The 17,188-nt window shown below is 68.1% G+C and carries 15 protein-coding genes; 8 read left to right on the top strand and 7 right to left on the bottom strand.

Features of this window, described 5'->3' with window-relative positions; all coding sequences use genetic code 11:
- Nucleotides 1-68: 68 nt before the first annotated feature.
- Entirely contained in the window at nucleotides 69-1,355 is a 1,287-nt protein-coding gene (locus tag HV793_RS01270; RefSeq protein ID WP_125473155.1) for an MFS transporter, read from the top strand.
- On the opposite strand, the gene HV793_RS01265 is transcribed toward HV793_RS01270, so the two are convergent.
- The 3 genes from HV793_RS01265 to HV793_RS01255 form a co-directional block, all read right to left on the bottom strand.
- Nucleotides 1,279-1,608, bottom strand: coding sequence for a protealysin inhibitor emfourin (locus HV793_RS01265; protein ID WP_175180708.1), 330 nt, complete (start codon nucleotides 1,606-1,608; stop codon nucleotides 1,279-1,281). The genes HV793_RS01270 and HV793_RS01265 overlap by 77 nt on opposite strands.
- Entirely contained in the window at nucleotides 1,605-2,669 is a 1,065-nt protein-coding gene (locus HV793_RS01260) for a M4 family metallopeptidase (RefSeq protein WP_054451697.1), read from the bottom strand. Before HV793_RS01260 ends, HV793_RS01265 begins: the two co-directional genes overlap by 4 nt.
- 148 nt (nucleotides 2,670-2,817) lie before the next feature.
- Nucleotides 2,818-3,285: an anti-virulence regulator CigR family protein gene (locus HV793_RS01255; RefSeq protein ID WP_175160193.1), complete on the bottom strand. Its 468-nt coding sequence runs from the start codon at nucleotides 3,283-3,285 to the stop codon at nucleotides 2,818-2,820.
- A gap of 290 nt (nucleotides 3,286-3,575) precedes the next feature.
- Here HV793_RS01255 and HV793_RS01250 point away from each other — a divergent pair, with 290 nt between their 5' ends.
- Nucleotides 3,576-4,457 carry a prohibitin family protein gene (locus tag HV793_RS01250; protein WP_119449450.1) on the top strand — a complete coding sequence of 294 codons (882 nt, stop codon included), beginning with the start codon at nucleotides 3,576-3,578 and terminating at the stop codon, nucleotides 4,455-4,457.
- Here the strand turns inward: HV793_RS01250 and HV793_RS01245 are convergent.
- Nucleotides 4,450-6,555 carry a PTS sugar transporter subunit IIC/EAL domain-containing protein gene (locus HV793_RS01245; protein WP_054451694.1) on the bottom strand — a complete coding sequence of 702 codons (2,106 nt, stop codon included), beginning with the start codon at nucleotides 6,553-6,555 and terminating at the stop codon, nucleotides 4,450-4,452. The two genes, HV793_RS01250 and HV793_RS01245, sit on opposite strands and share 8 nt — an antisense overlap.
- 248 nt (nucleotides 6,556-6,803) lie before the next feature.
- Between HV793_RS01245 and HV793_RS01240 the strand changes: the two genes are divergently transcribed.
- From HV793_RS01240 to HV793_RS01225, 4 genes are all read left to right on the top strand, one after another.
- Nucleotides 6,804-7,046, top strand: coding sequence for a hypothetical protein (locus HV793_RS01240; RefSeq protein WP_054451693.1), 243 nt, complete (start codon nucleotides 6,804-6,806; stop codon nucleotides 7,044-7,046).
- A 143-nt stretch (nucleotides 7,047-7,189) separates the two neighbouring features.
- Nucleotides 7,190-7,708, top strand: coding sequence for a sigma-70 family RNA polymerase sigma factor (locus HV793_RS01235; protein ID WP_175212511.1), 519 nt, complete (start codon nucleotides 7,190-7,192; stop codon nucleotides 7,706-7,708).
- Complete coding sequence (locus HV793_RS01230; RefSeq protein WP_175180710.1) at nucleotides 7,678-8,667, top strand: FecR domain-containing protein; 990 nt, start codon at nucleotides 7,678-7,680, stop codon at nucleotides 8,665-8,667. Before HV793_RS01235 ends, HV793_RS01230 begins: the two co-directional genes overlap by 31 nt.
- Nucleotides 8,668-8,763: 96 nt before the next feature.
- The gene (locus tag HV793_RS01225) at nucleotides 8,764-11,229 is read left to right on the top strand and encodes a TonB-dependent receptor (protein WP_175160189.1); all 2,466 of its coding nucleotides are present in this window, start codon (nucleotides 8,764-8,766) and stop codon (nucleotides 11,227-11,229) included.
- 6 nt (nucleotides 11,230-11,235) lie between these two features.
- Here HV793_RS01225 and HV793_RS01220 read toward each other — a convergent pair whose 3' ends face one another.
- Together HV793_RS01220 and acnA are read right to left on the bottom strand one after the other, a co-directional pair.
- Entirely contained in the window at nucleotides 11,236-12,132 is an 897-nt protein-coding gene (locus HV793_RS01220) for a GntR family transcriptional regulator (protein ID WP_175160187.1), read from the bottom strand.
- On the bottom strand, nucleotides 12,129-14,762 hold the full coding sequence (gene acnA, locus HV793_RS01215; protein ID WP_175212510.1) for an aconitate hydratase AcnA: 2,634 nt from the start codon (nucleotides 14,760-14,762) through the stop codon (nucleotides 12,129-12,131). Before acnA ends, HV793_RS01220 begins: the two co-directional genes overlap by 4 nt.
- 264 nt (nucleotides 14,763-15,026) lie before the next feature.
- Between acnA and HV793_RS01210 the strand changes: the two genes are divergently transcribed.
- A complete protein-coding gene (locus tag HV793_RS01210; RefSeq protein ID WP_175212509.1) occupies nucleotides 15,027-15,716 on the top strand; it encodes an HAD family hydrolase in 690 nt (229 codons plus the stop codon).
- Between the two features lie 22 nt (nucleotides 15,717-15,738).
- Here the strand turns inward: HV793_RS01210 and HV793_RS01205 are convergent, their stop codons facing one another.
- Nucleotides 15,739-16,512 (bottom strand): SDR family oxidoreductase, encoded by a 774-nt coding sequence (locus HV793_RS01205; RefSeq protein WP_054451684.1) that lies wholly within the window; start codon nucleotides 16,510-16,512, stop codon nucleotides 15,739-15,741.
- Nucleotides 16,513-16,664: 152 nt separating this feature from the next.
- Here HV793_RS01205 and HV793_RS01200 point away from each other — a divergent pair, with 152 nt between their 5' ends.
- Entirely contained in the window at nucleotides 16,665-17,186 is a 522-nt protein-coding gene (locus HV793_RS01200; protein ID WP_054451683.1) for an MgtC/SapB family protein, read from the top strand.
- Nucleotides 17,187-17,188: the final 2 nt, after the last annotated feature.

Below are 17,188 nucleotides of genomic sequence, written 5' to 3'. Positions count from 1 at the left end.
ACAGAATTTAGGGATAATTTGTCATTATGTCGAAATTCGGCGAAGGCGGCGATGCTTAAGCTGATGGCATGAATTCGCATCCCCTTACTTCCAAACGTCCCGCCGGCCATCCCGTGTTGCTGATCGCCGGCATTCTTTGCATGTCCATGGCGCTGCGCGCGCCCATTACCGGCGTGCCGCCGCTGACCGGCATGATCCGCGAGCAGTTGGGGCTGAGCGCCACCGCCGCGGGCATGCTGATCACCTTGCCCCTGCTGGCCTTTGCCGTGGTGTCGCTGTTCGCCGCGGGCCTGGCGCGCCGCCACGGGCTGGAGCGCAGCTTGTTTGCCGCCATGCTGCTGGTCGCGGCGGGCATCGTCGTGCGCACGCTGGGGCCGGCCTGGAGCCTGTTCCTGGGCACCGTGGTCATCGGCGCCGGCATCGCCATCGGCAACGTGCTGTTGCCCAGCCTCTTGAAGCGCGATTTCCCGCAGCAGGTCGCGGGCCTGACCTCGGCCTACGTGCTGACCATGAGCCTGGCCGCGGGGCTGGCGTCCGCCATCGCCATCCCGCTGGCCGGCCTGTCCGACGCGACCTGGCGCTTTTCCTCGGGCTGCCTGCTGGTGGTGCCCGTGCTCAGCGCCTTGCTATGGCTGCCGCAACTGGCCAACCACACCGCGCCTGCGGCATCCACGGCGCATGCGCCGCACGGCCCCCGCCTGTGGCGTTCTGCGCTGGCGTGGCAGGTGACGCTGTTCCTGGGCATCAATTCCTTCGTGTTCTATGTGGGCGTAAGCTGGCTGCCGGCCATTTTGCGCGATGCCGGCTACACGGCGGAACGCGCCGGCGCGCTGCATGGCCTGCTGCAGCTCATGTCGGCCGTCCCGGCCCTGTTCCTGGCTCCGGTGGTGCGGCGCCTGAAGGACCAGCGCGGCGCGGCGTTCTGCTCGGCCGCGGCCTCGTTTGTCGCGTTTGCCGGTCTGATCGTCGCGCCTGGCTGGGCGACGCTATGGATCGTCCTGATGGGACTGGGCACGGGCGGCGGCATCATCCTCGGCCTTGCATTCGTGGGCCTGCGCGCCAGCCATGCGCAGCAGGCGGCGGCGCTGTCGGGCATGGCGCAATGCGTGGGCTATCTGTTCGCGGCAAGCGGTCCTGCGCTGGCGGGCACGCTGCATGACACGCAGGGAGACTGGAGCCTGGCGCTGGCCCTGTGCGCGGTCTTGTGCCTGGCGATGGCGGCTACCGGTCTTTATGCGGGCCGCGCCATCCAGATCGGGCAATACCGGGACGCCGCGCTCAAGGCTGTCCGGCCCGGCTTTTCCACAAGCGCACCAGCGGCTCGGGCGCGTCGGTCTCCGGCACGTCGAAGCTGACGTCCGCGACGCCGTCGCCTTCGTACACGACCTCGACGTGGAAGTAGCGCTGGTCGCCGCCCGCCGGTGCGCAGCGCGGAACGGCCACCGGCGCGGCGCGTTGCAGGGCGTCGCAGACCTCCTGCCGCAGGTCCGGCGGGCAGGTGACGAGGTCGATGCTGCGAGGCTGCGCCAATGCGGGCACATAGGCCAGCCCGCCTTCGCGGGTCAGGCGCACCAGCATGGCAAGGTCCAGGGACGGCAGCTCGATCATGTCTGGACTCCCACGCCGGCCCACGCCCGGGCGACGGCGTCGCGCACGGCGGCCTCATGGCGTTCCGCCGCGACGGCCAGTGTCAGTTTCGCGAACTGCACGAAGTCGGCGTCGTGGCGCAGGCGCTTGTCGCACAGCGCGTCGTACCAGACGCGGCCCGCGCCGGCCCACGCGGGGCCTTCCAGCGCTGTGGCCGCCAGATAGAAGGCGCGGTTGGGAATGCCGGAATTGATGTGCACGCCGCCGTTGTCGTTTGGCGTGTCCACATAGTCGCGCATGTGCGCGGGCTGCGGATCCTTGCCCAGCAGGGGATCGTCGTAGGCGCTGCCGGGCTCCGCCATGGAGCGCAGCGCGCGAGCGCGGATCCTGGGCTTGAACAGCCCGGCGCCCACCAGCCAATCGGCGTCGCGCGCGTCCTGGCCCAGCGTGTGCTGCTTGACCAGCGCGCCGAAGACGTCGCACAGGGATTCGTTCAGGGCGCCGGACTGGCCCTGGTAGAGCAGGGCGGCCTCGGCGTCGATCACGCCATGCGTGAGCTCGTGGCCGATGATGTCCACCGCCACCGTGAAGCGGTTGAACACTTCGCCGTCGCCATCGCCGAATACCATCTGCGCGCCGTTCCAGAAGGCGTTGTCGTAGTCTTCGCCGTAATGCACGGTGCCCACCAGCGGCAGGCCCAGGCCGTCGATGGAGTGGCGCTTGTAGACATCCCAGAACAGCTTGTAGGTCGAGCCCAGATGTTCATAGGCTTCGTCCACTGCCACGTCGCCGCTGGCGGGGGCGCCTTCGGCGCGCACCAGCTTGCCAGGCAGCGTGGTGGTGTTGGCGGCGTCGTGCACGGCGCGCTGGGGTGTGCCGGCGGGCGCCGCCTTCTTGGGGCGGGCTGGCTTGGCGCGCGGCGGCTGCACCGCCATCTCGCGCAGGCTGCGCTGCTGCTGGTCGATGATCAGCGTCTTGACCGCGGGCATGCTGACCCGCGCGTCGGCGTGTTGCGCCAGGCGATCGAGCATGTAGGGGGGGATCACGCCGATCAGCGGCGCGGACTCGGAAGGACGTGGCATGCGCGGTCTCCGTCGTGGGCGCCGGGCCAGGGCCGCGGCGCGAGGCGATTCAACGGTAGCAGATAGATCCGCGGCAGGGACGTAACAGTGTGCGGCCTGATGCTAGGAACTATGGACGCCGCGTGGCGGCGTCCATGACGCGCGGCGCCTAGTTGAACACGCCCGTGAGGACGTCCGCGACGACGGCGGTGGCGATGGCCACGAGGATCAGGTCGCTGCCCGCGACGCGCCATTCGTAGCCCGGGTGCACGGGCAGGCGCGCCAGCATGGGGCCGGGCACCATCTTCTTGGCGATGCCCGGAGGCAGGGGCTTGCCGCGCGCCAGGTTCTTGCGTATGCCCGGCGGCAGCGAGCCATAGCCCGTCGCCCCGGCCTGCACGGCATAGCCGCGCGCGGTGGAAACGGTGATGCCCGCGGTGCTGAGCGTGACGCTGACCCCGCCGTCCTGGCTCTGCTGGCCCTTGTTCTTGCCATTGCCATTGCCGTTACCGTTGCCATTGCCTTGGCCCGCGTGATCCGGCTTGCCTTTGCCCTCGGGCGGCGCGGCCTGGGCTGGCGCGCCGAGCGCGGCGGCACAGGCAAGGATGGCAATGATCATTGAGGGTGTGCGGTGCATGGTTGCGGCTCCTGCAGTGTAGAGGTGCCTAGCGTAGCGCTGTCGTTGGACTCGCGCCACTGTCTGTTGCCGTCGCCATCGCAACAATCGCCACAATTCGTTTGATGTTCCACTCGCGATAGAATCCCCTGCTTATTTTCCGGGGGGGAACGCACGATGAGGTATTTCCTGATCTTGGTTGGGGCGGCCGTGGTCGCTTATTTGCTGGCGCGCGGCATCGCCGCCGTGCTCTCGGACCGTAAACGTTCAAAATCAGAAAGGGATTCGAAGTGAAGCCGACAGATATCCAGATGGTCAAGACGATTGGTGCCGTAAAGCCGCGTAGTTTCAAGATCGCGTTGATCACGGCGGTGTTGTTTTTGCTGATCCTGTTCCTGGCTTTCGATTCCTGGTTCCAGGTCGATCAGGGCGAGCGCGGCGTGGTGCTGCGCAACGGCAAGCTGGTGCGCGTGTCGGAGCCGGGCCTGGACTTCAAGACCCCGTTCATCGACAACGTGATGACGGTGTCGGTGCGCGACCACACGTTCGTGTTTGAAAAGCTGGAAGCCTACAGCTATGACCAACAGCCGGCCACGCTACGCGTGTCGGTGACCTATCGCGTGCCGCCCGAGCACGTGGCCGAGCTGTACTCGGAGTACGGCACCATCAGCAATCTGCAGATGCGCGTGCTGGAGCGCAAGACGCCGGATTCGGTGAAGAACGTGTTCGGCCAGTACACCGCGGTGCGCGCCATCCAGGAACGCCAGAAGCTGGGCCAGGACGTGAACACTGCCGTGCTCAAGACGATGGAAGGCGCGCCGGTGCAGGTGGTGGGCGTGCAGATCGAGGAAGTCGGCTTCTCGCAGGCCTATGAGCATTCGATCGAACAGCGCATGCTGGCGCAGGTGCAGATCGAGACGACCCGCCAGCAGAAGGAAACGGCGATGATCAACGCCGAAATCCAGGTGGTGAAGGCCAAGGCGGAAGCCGACGCGCGCCGCCAGCAGTTCACGGCCGAGGCCGACGGCATCCGCATGCGCGGCGACGCCGAAGCGGCCGCGATCCGCGCCAAGGCCGAGGCCCTGGCCGCCAACACCAATCTTGTGAGCTTGAACGCGGTGGAGAAGTGGGACGGCGTGCTGCCGACCACGCAGGTGCCGAACGCGGCCCTGCCGTTCATCGGCATCAAGTAGGCGCCGCGGGCGCAGGCTGCGCCCGCAGCGGCGGTGCAGCCTGACGCTGCCGCGCGTAGTCCATGAGGCTGTCGCCCGACAATGCCTTGCTGTAGTACCACCCCTGCACGACGATCTCGGCGGGGGATTCCAGCGCCATCAGCTGCTGGTCCGTTTCCACGCCTTCCACCACGATCTGCAGGTTCAGCGCTTCGCAAAAGCGCAGCAGGCCGTTCAGGACCAGCGCGCCGCGGGCGCTGTCTTGCGCCACGACGAAGCTGCGGTCGATCTTGACCGCGTCGATTTCGAACTGGTGCAGATAGCTCAGGGCGGAATAGCCGGTGCCGAAATCATCGATGTAGATACGGGCGCCTATCGCGTGCAGGCGGTCGAAGGCGGTGTGCAGCGCCTGCGTGTCCTCCACCAGCGCGTCCTCGGTCAGCTCGACCGAGACCTGGCCGCCAGCCTGCGCCAGCACCTTGATCAGTTTCTCCAGGTAGTCGCCGGACGTCAGCGTGCCGGCCGTGACGTTGATGGTCATCGGCAAGGCGAAGTCGCGCTTGCGCCATTGCAGGCATTGCTGCACGGCCTGCCTGGCCACCCACAGGTCCACCTCCCGCATCAGGTCGGCCTGCGCCAGCCAGCGCAGGAATTCCACCGGCGTTTGCCGCGCGCCGTCGGGGCCGGTGGCGCGCAGCAGCGCTTCGCAACCCGTGCACAGGCCACTGCGCAATGACACCTGCGGCTGGAACTCCAGATGGAAGTCGTATTGGCTGATGGCGCGGATGCGGGTGTTTTCGGCGTTGCGGCGCGCGCGGTCGGCATAGGTCTGCACCACGGGATCGTGCGCGTACAGCAGCGATTCTTCTTGCAACCGGGTGAAGGTCGTGTCCAGCGATTTGAAGTAGACGGTGGCGCTTTCCTGGCGCTGTCGCTCCAGCGCGACGACAAAGGGCGCGTACAAACACGCGCCCAGCGCCACCAGCACCAGCTGCAGCGCCACGCCGCCCAGGCTGCCGCCGGCCGCGATGTAGGCGTTGAACAGCACCGGCGAGGTCAGCGGCAGGGTCGTCGTCGCGGAAGGCAGCCAGCCCAGCTGCACGACGGCCAAAGCGAGGATGGCGTTGGTCACCGGCGCCAGGATGAACGGCGCCAGCAGGCGCGGATTCAGGATCAGGGGCAGCCCGAACAGCAGGATTTCATTCACGTTCAGCAGCGCCACTGGCAGGCTGGCCAGCGCCAGCAGGCGCAGCGATTCGCCGCGCGCAAACACGAGCATGGCCACCGCCAGCGACAGCGTCGCGCCCGATCCGCCGATGAAGACGAAAGCGCCCAGGAGGGTGCTGTTCAAGGCATACATGCCTTCGTAGCCGGCGGACTGGGTGGCGGCATTCAGCATGACCGCCTGGTCCATGACGCTCATCAGGGGAGCCAGCGCGTGGTAGCCGTGTATGCCGAAGAACCACAGCAGGGAATTCAGGCCGGCGACCAGCGCGCCCGAGGTGAAGGGGCTGTCCAGCGAGGCCAGGCTCAAGGGGATGTTGAATTGCGCCACGGCGGGAATCTGCAGCGCGGCGGACAACGCCAGCACGACCAGGGTGGCCGTCAGCAGGCCCGGCACGACCATGTTCAGCGTGTCGCGGACGTTTTCGCTGATAACGCCGTCGGGCGCCAGCTGGGTCCAGCGGCGGCGGTGCAGCCACGCCATCAATGGCACGGTCAACAAGGGCGAAACGATGGCGATGAACAGAACCAGGGTGGCGGCGGCCTGGGGGTAGGGCGCCATCAGGCCGTCGGCGATCATCACGTAGGACAGGCACAGGAACGCGGTGGGCAGATGCGGCACCCGGTGGCGGAACGACAGCATGTAGCCGATGGATGTGCCGGCCAGGATAGGCATGAGGTTCGTCAGCTTGTCGTGGACGGCGGTCAGCAGTTCCACAACGGTGGCTGGCAGGCCCAGTTGCCGGGCGACGACGGACAGCACCAGGAACAGCGCCGTGACCAGCAGGCACGGCAGGGTCCAGAGCAGGCCCTCGCGTATGGCGCGCAACGCGCTCGCGCCCGCCAGCGCAGCCAGCCGATCTTTTGGATAACGCATCAGGGCCAGTTTCGGCATGGCGGTTCGCCCAATAGTCCGTGCAAGCGAAGACCCCCCCGCTCCCGTGTTTGTAAGAATATTTTGCTACATCCTAGCCCCGCTTTTCCCGGTTTAGCAATCGACGCCTAACAGAATGTCAGGGATTCCCCTCTATCAAGAATTGCAAAGCGGGCGCAAGGTGGCAGCACAGGCACACGGGGACGCTATACGATCAAGCGTCGTTCGCCCGGTGGCGGGACTACAAGCTTCAGAAAGAGGAGACGTGGATGTCTCAGTTGGATTGGACGTCCGGCGATACCAAGCCGGACCGGCAGGGGTACTACGAAACGCGATACGACACAGGATGCACGGCCATCACGCTGTACAGCGTGCTGGGTTGGATGCCGGTGAAAACGCCCGGCAACATGGTGAGCTGGCGCCCTTTGCCGCCAGCCGTCGAAAGACAGGAAGCCGAGCGCCACATCCAGGAACTGCGAGAGGCGCAAAGCCACGTTCCCATGGATTACTGACGGGATAGGCAGGCCTGTCCGCTACCAAGCATTACCCGTGCGGCGCCTGGCATGCCGCTGTAGCCGCGGGCGCGTCCATGGCGGGCGCGGGGATACGCTAGAATATAAATAGTTCCTATTTAGATTCTATAGCCAGGTGCGCCTTGCCTACGTCCGACTCGCCGCCCGCCGATCCCGTCGCGCAACTCTATCGTGACCACCACGGCTGGCTGTCGGTCTGGTTGCGCAGGAAGCTGGGCAATTCTTTCGACGCGGCGGATCTGGCCCACGATACCTTCGTGCGGCTGATGGCCGGGCGGCGCAGGACGGACGCGGGCGCCGAGCCGCGCGCGTTGCTGACCCACATTGCGAAGGGCTTGGTGGTGGACCACTGGCGCCGGCGGGCGCTGGAAGAGGCCTATCTGGCCGCGCTGGCGCAATTGCCCGAGCAGCAGGCGCCTTCGCCCGAAGCGCGCGCCCTGATTTTGGAAACCTTGCGCGCCATCGATACGGCGTTGCGGACGCTGTCCGCCAAAACGCGCGAGATCTTCCTGATGTCGCAGTTCGACGGCATGGGCTACGACGCGATCGCGCAAAGCCTGGGCGTGTCGCTGTCCACGGTCAAGCGCCATGTGCAGGCGGCGCTGGCCGCATGCCTGATCGCAAGCCAGGCCGACGCGTGATCGATCCCGCCATCCTGAAGGAAGCGGCCGGCTGGCTGGTGCGCTTCCAATCCGAGACCTTGTCGCCGGCGGACTGCGAGTCCTTCGACCGCTGGCGCGGCCGTAGCGCCGCGCACGCCGCGGCTTGGCAGCGTGCCGAAGAAATGCTGCGCGGATTCGGCCAGGTGCCGCCGCGTGTCGCCGCCGATACCTTGCGGCGGCTGGATCGCCCGCGACGCCGGCAGGCGCTGCGGGCGCTGGCTGGCCTGCTGGTGCTGGGACCGGCGGCCTGGCTGGCCGGACGCGAGCTGCCCTGGCGCGAATGGAGCGCGGATGCGCGCACTGCGACGGGCGAACAGCGCCGCATGAACCTGACCGACGGCACGCAGCTGGTGCTCAACACGGCCAGCGCGGTCGATATCGAATACACCGCCAGGCAGCGCACGTTGTGGCTACGGGCGGGCGAAATCCTGTTGACCACGGGCCGCGACTCGCCACAGCTGCAGCGGCCCTTTGTCGTCCAGACCGCGCAAGGCGCGATACGCGCGCTGGGCACGCGGTTCCTGGTGCGCGACGAAGGCGACGCCGTGCGCGTGGCGGTGTTCGAGGGCGCAGTGGAGATCCGGCCCAAGTCGGCGGGGGCCGGCGCCACGGTGCTGCCGGCCGGGCAGCAGACCGTCTTCAATGGGCGCGAGGTGCGGCCCCAGGCGGCGGTGGACGCCACGGCCGCCTCATGGGAGCAGGGCATGCTCGCCGTGCGCGACTGGCGCCTGGCGGACCTGGTGGATGAGCTGGGCCGGTATCGCCGCGGCGTGTTGCGCTGTGATCCGGCGGTGGCAGGGCTGCGGGTATCGGGGGCATTTCCCTTGAACGACACCGATGCCAGCTTGCGGTTGCTGGAAAAGACCCTGCCCGTGAGAGTGAGCCGGATCACGCCGTACTGGACCACGGTTGCCGCCCGCGCCGGCGTTACAAATTAATCGCAGTCGGGCTGAACCTTTTTTCCGCTTCGTCCGGTGTACCGGGTGAACCGCCGCGTATCGCGCGCCACCCAGACCCTTACGAAGGATAGCTTCATGGTTTCCCGAATCTCCCGTCCGCCATGCCCGGCCCGTGGAACAGCTGTCCTGCCGCCGCTGGCGGCGCTGCTGCGGGCCGCCGGCATGGGCTTGGCCCTGCTGGCTGGGGCGGGGACCACGCCGCCAGCGCTGGCCGCCGACGCCGTCAGCGCGGCGGCGCGCAAGTCCTACGCGATCCCGGCAGGCCCGCTGGGCGATGCGCTGGCCCGGTTCGCCGCCGTCGCGGGCGTGCCGCTGTCGTTCGATCCGGCCATGGTGGCGGGACTGCACAGCAACGGACTGGACGGCGACTACACCGTGAAGGAAGGCTTTTCCCGTTTGCTGTCGGGGTCGGGCTATGGCTTGTCGGAGCAGGGCGGCGGCGCCTATTCGCTGCGCAAGCTGCCGTCGGGGTCCGACGAGTCGGCCACCGTGCTGCCCGCGGTCACCGTCGCCGGCGCCGCTGCGGCTCCCTTCGCGCTGCCGGCGGAGTACGAGGGCGGCCAGGTGGCCAGGGGCGGACGCCTGGGCCTGCTGGGCAACCGCGATGTGATGGATACGCCGTTCAACGTCACCAACTACACCTCGGACCTGTTGGCGAACCGTCAGGCGGTCACGCTGGCCGACGCGCTGAACGTTGAACCCTCGGTGCGTTTCACCGGACAGATCGGCGGCGTGACCGACTCGTTCTACATCCGGGGCTTTCCCATCGGCGAAGGCAACTTGGGCGAAATCGCCTTTGACGGGGTTTATGGCGTGGCGCCCAACTATCACGTCTTCACCGACTACATCGAGCGGGTCGAAGTGCTGAAAGGGCCGGCCGCGCTGCTGTACGGCATGTCGCCCAACAGCGGCGTGGGCGGCGTGATCAACATGGTGCCCAAGCGGGCGCTGCCGCAGGACCTGAGCCGCGTGTCCGCCGACTATGTGGGCGACTCGCAATTCGGCGCGCGCGCGGACCTGAGCCGTCGCTTCGGCAAGGACGGGGAATGGGGCGTGCGCGTCAACGGCATGCACCGCCAGGGCGATACGCCGCTGGACAATCTGTATTCGCGCACCGACATCGGCGCGCTGTCGCTGGACTACCAGGGCGAGCGGCTGCGCGCCTCGCTGGACCTGCTGACGCAGAATGAAAAGATCGACGCGCCCACGCGGCCGTTCCTGGTGGCCGCCGGCATCGACGTGCCGCATGCGGCAGATGGACGGCGCAACGCCACCCAGCCCTGGGGCTGGTGGAAGTCAGACGGGCAATCGGCCCTGCTGCGGGTCGAGTACGACATCAGCGACCGCTTGACGGTATTCGCCGACGCGGGCGGCTCGGACACGAACGTGGCGCGCCTGTCGGACCAGACGCCCACCATCGTCAACGCGGCGGGGGACACGGTGGTCACGCCGAACAACTTCAGGTTCGAAGTCAACCGCAGCACCTACAACGCAGGCCTGCGCGCCAAGCTGGACACAGGCCCGGTGCGCCATGCCATCAGCTTCATGGGCAGCCTGTACAGCGACCGGAATTCGCAGGCCAGCGTGACGGGTACGCCGCTCACGTCGAACATCTACCATCCGATCACGCGGCCGCAGCAAGATATCCCGGCGCCGGCCAACGTGCCCAAGATTTCCTCGTCCGATCTTTCCGGCCTGGCGCTGGCCGATACGCTCAGCATCCTGGACGAGCGCGCGCAGCTTACGCTGGGCGTGCGCCAGCAGCGCATCCAATCCCGCAATTTCAATGCCACGACCGGCGCGCGCACCGTCAGCTATGACGAAAGCGCGACCACGCCGCTGGCGGGCATCGTCATCAAGCCCTGGAGCAATGTCTCGCTGTATGCCAACTACATCGAAGGCCTGAGCAAGGGCGACGTGGCGCCGGCCACCGCCTCCAACGCCGGCCAGGTGTTCAAGCCCTACAAGGCCCGGCAGAAGGAAGTGGGCGTGAAGGTGGACCTGGACAGCGCCATGCTGACCCTGAGCGCGTTCGAGATCACCAAGCCCAGCGGCCAGTTGACCAACGGCGTGTACGGCGCGGACAGCGAGCAGCGCAATCGGGGCCTGGAACTGAACCTGGCCGGCGAACCGTGGCGCGGCCTGCGCCTGCTGGGCGGCGTGACCTGGCTGGACGCGGAGCTGACGCGCGCCGGCAATAGTGCTTTGGTCGGCAACCGGCCGGTGGGCGTGCCCAAGGTGTCGGTGAACCTGGGCGCGGAATGGGATACGCCTTGGGTCGCGGGCCTGACCCTGACCGGCAGCGTGATGCACACCGGCAGCGAATACATCAATCAGGCCAATACCCAGTCGGTGCCATCGTGGACCACCTTCGATCTGGGCGCACGCTATGCCACCAAGGTCTATGGCAAGGACCTCACGCTGCGGGCCAACGTGGTGAACGTGTTCAACAAGGCTTACTGGTCGGGCGTGGCCTCGTATGGCACGATCTCCCAAGGGGTGCCGCGCACGTTGATGCTATCCGCGTCGATGGACTTCTGACCGGCGCTAGGACGCCAGCAGCCCGCTGATGCGGGCCAGGTTGTCCAGCGTGCTGCGCAGGTGCTCCGCCAGCTGCGCCGCGGCCTCTTCGTTGCGTTCGTGTTCCAGCAGGTCCAGGATGGCCAGGTGCTGTTCGCAATGCTGCTTGTAGCGGCTGCGGTCTTGCATGGATCGGTACGAAAGCAGCCGGCGCACGCGGTTCACCCGCTTGATCGCGTCGATGAAGAAGGGATTGCCCGAGGCCTCCACCAGAGATTCATGGAAGCGTACGCCGCGCTCGTGCAGCTGGTCGGCGGTGTCGGTGGCGATGCCGCCGTCCAGCAGGTGCTTTTCGGCCGCGCGGCAACGCGCCAGCACCTGTTTGTCGATGTGAAATCCCGGTTCGAGCAGCGCGGCCGGTTCCAGCGCCAGCCGCAGGCGGTAGGACTGCAGCAGGCTGTCAGGGGTGGTCATCATGGATGAAAATTCCCAGCCATAGCCGGGCCGCCGCTCTGCCCAGCCTTCCTGCGCGATGCGGCCCAGCAGGGCTTGGGTCTGCGCCGCCGTCAGGCCATAGCGGGCGCGCAGCAGCGCTTCGCTGCATTGCATGGGCAGTTCGCCGCGCAGCAGTTCATCGGCCAGCTTGAAGTAGCTGTGCGTGACGATGTCGTCGACGGAGGGCGGTGCCAGGTCCCCGTGCAAGTCCGCCAGCGCGGCGTGATCCCGTTCCAGGAAGTAGCCGCGGTTGGGCTTGCGCGAGACGATGCCGCGTTGCTCCAGGATGCCCAGCGCGTCGTTGACCGGCGAGCGCGACAGGCGCAGCCGGTCGGCGATCTTCTGCGCGGTCAGGTGCGCGCCCGCGGGCAGGCGGTCTGCCTGGATCAGCGCCAGGATTTTCGCGGCGGTATTGGATTGGGCGCTCATGCGTTGCGGACGGCGGAATGGATGGTGTCCGAGAGGATAGCGGGAATGACGCCGCCCATGCGCAGCAGCCTGACTTCCAGCCGGGTCTCGACCGCCGCCGTCGCCTGTAGCGTCTCGGCGGTGCCGCCGGCGCGCAAGAGGCGCACGGCCACGGGCATGCGCGGCGTCAGCGCGGCGGCCGGGGCATCGATCTCGATCCGGTCGCCGGGCCGGATGCGCAGCGTTGCCGGCGTGACGCCGGCGGGCAGGCGCAAGGGCAGGATGCCCATGCCGATCAGGTTGGAGCGGTGGATGCGTTCGAAGCTGACCGCCAGCACGCAGCGGATGCCCAGCAGGCGCTGTCCTTTGGCGGCCCAGTCGCGCGAGGAACCCGTGCCATAGCGTTCGCCTGCCACCAGGACCACGGGCTGGCCGGCCCGGGCGTAACGGCCGGCGGCCTCCCAGATCGGCTCCACCCGGCCGCTGGGCGCATGCAGGGTGTGGCCAACTGGCGCTTCGGGTATGAGCAGATTGACGAGGCTCTTGCTGTAGAACGCGGCGCGCAGCATGACCTGCCAGTTGCCGCGGCGCGATGCGAAGACGTTCAGGTCGTTGCGGTCGTCGCCGCGTTCGACCAGGAAGTCGGCGATCAGGCTGTCCGGCGGAATGGCGCTGGCGGGCGACAGGTGATCGGTGGTCACGTCGTCGCCCAGCACCAGCAGGGGATGCGCGGTGTAGCGGCCCAGCTGGCCGGCCGCTTCGGTGCTGGCGAACGGCGGGCGGCGCAGCGCGGTGGAGGCGGGGTCCCAGGGAAAGCGCGCCGAGTCCGGCGATTGCAGCGCATGCCATGCCGGGTTGGCGCTGGCGATCCGGAAGGCCTGGCGGAAATCGGCGGGCTGCTGGCCGGCGGCCAGCGCGGCGTCTATCTCCGCGTCGTCAGGCCAGAGCTCGCGCAGATGGATGGCGCGGCCGTCGGGGGCGGTCTGCACGGGTTCGCAGCTCAGGTCGCGTTCGGCGTCGCCCGCCAACGCGTAGGCGATGACCAGCGCCGGCGACATGAGAAAGCCCAGGTCCAGGTCCGGATGGATGCGGCCAGCGAAATTGCGGTTGCCGGACAGCACCGCCACGGGATGGACCGCGCCCGCCGCCATGGCCGCGCGCACGGGCTCGGGGAGGGGGCCGGAATTGCCGATGCAGGTGGTGCAGCCGTAGCCCACGATGTCGAAGCCCACGGCGGCCAGATCTTCCAGCAGCCCGGCGCGCGCGAGATACGCCGCCGCCGCGGGCGAGCCGGGAGCCAATGAGGTTTTCACCCAGGCGGGCACGCGCAGGCCGGCCTGGCGCGCCTTGCGGGCCAGCAGGCCAGCTGCGGACAGCAGCCGTGGATCCGAGGTATTGGTGCAGCTGGTGATGGCTGCGATCGCCACGGCGTAGCGGGGCAGGCCGCGCGCAGGGACCGCCGGCGCGTCCGCCAAGCCGGCCAGGATGGCCTTGGTGTGTCCGTAGGGATGCAGGTCCTGCGGCCGACGCGGGCCGGCCACATGCATCTGCACGCGGTCCAGCGCGATGTCGACGACGCGGGTGTAGCGCGGCGCGGCAGCGGGGTCATAGGCGATGCCGGCGCGCTCGGCGTAGGCCTGTACCTGCGCGATCAGCGTCTCGGGCCGGCCCGTCTGGCGCAGATAGGCCAGCGTCTGCCTGTCGATGGGAAAGTAGCCCGTGGTGGCGCCGTACTCGGGCGCCATGTTGGCCACCACGCAGCGGCTGCCGGCCGGCAGCGTGGCCACGCCGGGTCCGAAGAACTCCACGAATTCGCCGGACACCTGGATCTCGCGCAGGCGCTGCGTCACGGTCAGCGCCAGGTCGGTCGCGCTGACTCCCGCGCTCAGCGCGCCGGTCAGCCGCACGCCGATCACGTCCGGAATGCGCAGCAGCGTGGGCATGCCGAACATCACCGTCTGCGCCTCCAGGCCGCCCACGCCCCAGCCCAGCACGCCGATGCCGTTGACCATGGGCGTGTGGCTGTCGGTACCTATCATCATGTCCGGATGCAGCGCGATGCCGTCGGCATCTTCCTGCCCGCAAACCACGGTCGCCAGCTGTTCCAGGTTGATGGTGTGCATGATGCCGGTGCCTGGCGGATGGATGCGCACATTCGACAGGGCTTTGGAGGCCCAGCGCAGGAAGCGGTAGCGCTCGGCGTTGCGGCGCAGCTCCAGGTCCAGATTCAATTCCGCGGCGTCGGCGCGCGCATAGGACTGCACCGCCAGCGAATGGTCTACCGACACGTCCACGGGCAGCACGGGATTCAGCGCGGAAGGATCCACGCCGCCCTCGGCCAGCGCGTCGCGCATCGCGGCGATGTCGACCAGGGCCGGGGTGCTGGTGGTGTCGTGCATCAGCACGCGCCCGGGCTGGAAGGCGATCTCGGCTTCGCTGGTGCCGTGCTCCAGCCAGCCAAACAGCGCCGCGGCGGCCGCGTCGCGCTCCGCGTCGTGCATGTTGCGCAGCGCGTTTTCCAGCAGCAGCCGCAGCACTACGGGCAGGCGGAAGTACTGGGCGCCGTACATGCCGGGCAGGTCCAGGCAGGTATGGAGGACGCCATTGAGGGTGAAGGCGGCGTGGCGGGGCGTGACGGCAGGGATATGCATGACCGTCATTTTGCATATTGAATTGTCAAAATGCAATTATAGAAAACTGGGACGGATGCCTCGAGGTCCGCGCCGAAGTCGCCTGGAGCCCGTCCGTCGCGGGCTCAGCGCATGACGGCGTCCAGTGCGCTCGGCGCCGGCGGGATCATGGCCCGCCGTTGCGGATCAGGTCTGTCGGAATTTGATGCCAGGCGAGCCTCCTGCGTCGCGCAGGAGGCCTGCAGTATGCTTACCGGCTTCATGGACATTCCCGACGTTGCTGCAATGACTGATTTTCCCTTCGATGCCGTGCTGTTCGACTGCGACGGCGTCCTGGTCGATTCCGAACCCATCACCAGCCGCGTGCTGACCGACATGCTCAATGAGTTGGGCTGGGGCATCACGCATGCGGAAACCATGCAGATCTTCACGGGCAAGGCCGTCAGGGACGAACTGCCGCTGATCGAATCGCGCACGGGCGCCACGATCACGCCGGATTGGTTCGATCAGTTCCGCCAGCGCCGCAATGCCGCGCTGGACCGCGACCTGGTCGAGATCCCCGGCGCGCCGGACGCGGTGCGGGCCTTGCACGTGGCCTTGGACGGCCGCATCGCCGTGGCCTCGGGCGCGGACCGCCGCAAGGTGGAGCTGCAGCTGGCCAAGGTCGGCATTGCCGAATGCTTTCGCGAGCGGGTCTTCAGCGGCCACGAAATGCCGCGCAGCAAGCCGTATCCGGACGTGTACCTGGCCGCTGCGCAGGCGCTGGGCGTGGACCCTCGGCGTTGCGCCATCGTGGAAGACACGGTGACCGGCGCCACGGCTGGGGTGGCCGCCGGCGCTACTGTGTTCGGCTACAGCCCCGATGCCAATGGGCATAGCGGCGCCGAAGCCTTGCGCGGCGTGGGCGTGGCCCACGTGTTCACCGACATGGCCGCCTTGCCCGGTCTGCTGGCGGGCTGGCGCCAGGCCGCCTAGGGCCAGACATGCGGGACGGGCTTCAACGCGCGTACTGCTCGCCGCCGTCCAGGTCTATCACCGTGCCGCTCAGGTAGCCCGCGCGCGGCGAGGCGCCGAAGACGATCATGTCGGCCACCTCACCGGGTTCCATCAGGCGTCCGAAAGGCAGGTCCGACAGCGTCTCCTGCCAGCGGTTTTCGTCGCCCCAGCGCGCCTGGGCGCGCTGCTTGGCCAGCGTCAGCACGCGGTCGGTGCGGGTGCGCGAAGGATTCACGCCGAAGACGCGCACGCCGTGGCGCGGCGCATCCCCGCCCAGGGCGCGAGTGAAGGCGATGAGCGAGGCATTGCCTGCCGCGCCGCAGATGTAGTCGGCGCGCGGCGCGGAGCCCGCCATGCCGATGATGTTGGCGATGACGCCCGCGCCGGCGTCGCGCATGCGCGGGTAGTAGTGGCGGGCCAGGTCGATGTAGCCGTGGACTTTCAGTTCCCAGCCCGCGCGCCAGCGCTCGTCCTGCACCTGGTCCAGCGCGCCGCCCGGCACCGCGCCGGCGTTGTTCACCAGGATGTCGATATCGCCCGCTTCCTGGCTCAGGCGTTGCGCCGCGCCGGATTGGGCCAGGTCCAGCGTGACGGCCCGCGCCTGCTTCCCGGTCGCATCGCGTATGGTCTCGGCCGCCGTGCGCAGCGCCGCGTCGTCGCGCGCCACCAGTATCGGTTCGGCGCCTTCGCGGGCGAAGGCCAGCGCGCAGGCCAGGCCTATGCCCTTGGATGCGCCCGTGATGAGCACGCGTTTACCGTCTAGCTGCAAATCCATGTAACCCTCCGGTCGTTTCCGTCCGCGATGCCGCGCGACGCCAGGTCGGTTGTAAACCAGTTGTGCCCACATGTGCCAGTGCGTGCGCAGCATGGCAGCCGTCGCGCGGCGCCTGCTATGCTGGTCCGACCATTTCCCATGAGGGGACGGCGATGACGGAAATCTGGCTGGAAATCTGGTCCACCGTGCGCAGCGAATTCGCCGACATCCCCGATGTGGGCGAGGCGACCCGCATCGTGCTGCGCCTGGGCATGGCCATGCTGCTGGGCGGCCTGTTGGGTTATGAGCGGGAGCGCAGCGGCAAGGACGCCGGCTTGCGCACCCATATGCTGGTGGCGCTGGGGGCGGCGATCTTCGTGCTGGTGCCGCTGCAAGGCGGCATGGAAGTCGGCGACCTGAGCCGCGTGCTGCAGGGCGTGATCGCCGGCATCGGCTTCCTGGGCGCGGGCGCCATCATCAAGCTGAGCGACGAGCGCGAGATCCGCGGGCTGACCACGTCGGCAGGCATCTGGATGACAGCGGCGATCGGGGTGGCGGCGGGCATGGGACGCGAAGCCACCGCCGTGGTCAGCACCGTGATGGCGCTGTTCGTGCTGGCAGTGCTGCGGCGCGTCGAGGCGCGCATCGCCGCCAGGCACGAACACAAGGTCATTGCTTCCGACGCCAAGCCGTAGGG

It is taken from the genome of Achromobacter aegrifaciens, from assembly GCF_902859965.1.
Classification (GTDB): domain Bacteria; phylum Pseudomonadota; class Gammaproteobacteria; order Burkholderiales; family Burkholderiaceae_B; genus Achromobacter; species Achromobacter aegrifaciens.
Note: the sequence above shows the minus strand (reverse complement) of the source record. Positions and strands in the feature narration are given on the sequence as shown.

Coding starts and splice junctions, on each gene's coding strand:
- HV793_RS01260 (WP_054451697.1), bottom strand. CDS start 2,669: ATGCCACGTCCTTCCGAGTCCGCGCCGCTGATCGGCGTGATCCCCCCC.
- HV793_RS01220 (WP_175160187.1), bottom strand. CDS start 12,132: ATGAGCGCCCAATCCAATACCGCCGCGAAAATCCTGGCGCTGATCCAG.
- HV793_RS01210 (WP_175212509.1), top strand. CDS start 15,027: ATGACTGATTTTCCCTTCGATGCCGTGCTGTTCGACTGCGACGGCGTC.
- HV793_RS01230 (WP_175180710.1), top strand. CDS start 7,678: ATGCCTGATCGCAAGCCAGGCCGACGCGTGATCGATCCCGCCATCCTG.
- HV793_RS01265 (WP_175180708.1), bottom strand. CDS start 1,608: ATGATCGAGCTGCCGTCCCTGGACCTTGCCATGCTGGTGCGCCTGACC.
- HV793_RS01205 (WP_054451684.1), bottom strand. CDS start 16,512: ATGGATTTGCAGCTAGACGGTAAACGCGTGCTCATCACGGGCGCATCC.
- HV793_RS01200 (WP_054451683.1), top strand. CDS start 16,665: ATGACGGAAATCTGGCTGGAAATCTGGTCCACCGTGCGCAGCGAATTC.
- HV793_RS01245 (WP_054451694.1), bottom strand. CDS start 6,555: ATGCCGAAACTGGCCCTGATGCGTTATCCAAAAGATCGGCTGGCTGCG.
- HV793_RS01250 (WP_119449450.1), top strand. CDS start 3,576: ATGGTCAAGACGATTGGTGCCGTAAAGCCGCGTAGTTTCAAGATCGCG.
- HV793_RS01240 (WP_054451693.1), top strand. CDS start 6,804: ATGTCTCAGTTGGATTGGACGTCCGGCGATACCAAGCCGGACCGGCAG.
- HV793_RS01255 (WP_175160193.1), bottom strand. CDS start 3,285: ATGCACCGCACACCCTCAATGATCATTGCCATCCTTGCCTGTGCCGCC.
- HV793_RS01225 (WP_175160189.1), top strand. CDS start 8,764: ATGGTTTCCCGAATCTCCCGTCCGCCATGCCCGGCCCGTGGAACAGCT.
- HV793_RS01270 (WP_125473155.1), top strand. CDS start 69: ATGAATTCGCATCCCCTTACTTCCAAACGTCCCGCCGGCCATCCCGTG.
- acnA (WP_175212510.1), bottom strand. CDS start 14,762: ATGCATATCCCTGCCGTCACGCCCCGCCACGCCGCCTTCACCCTCAAT.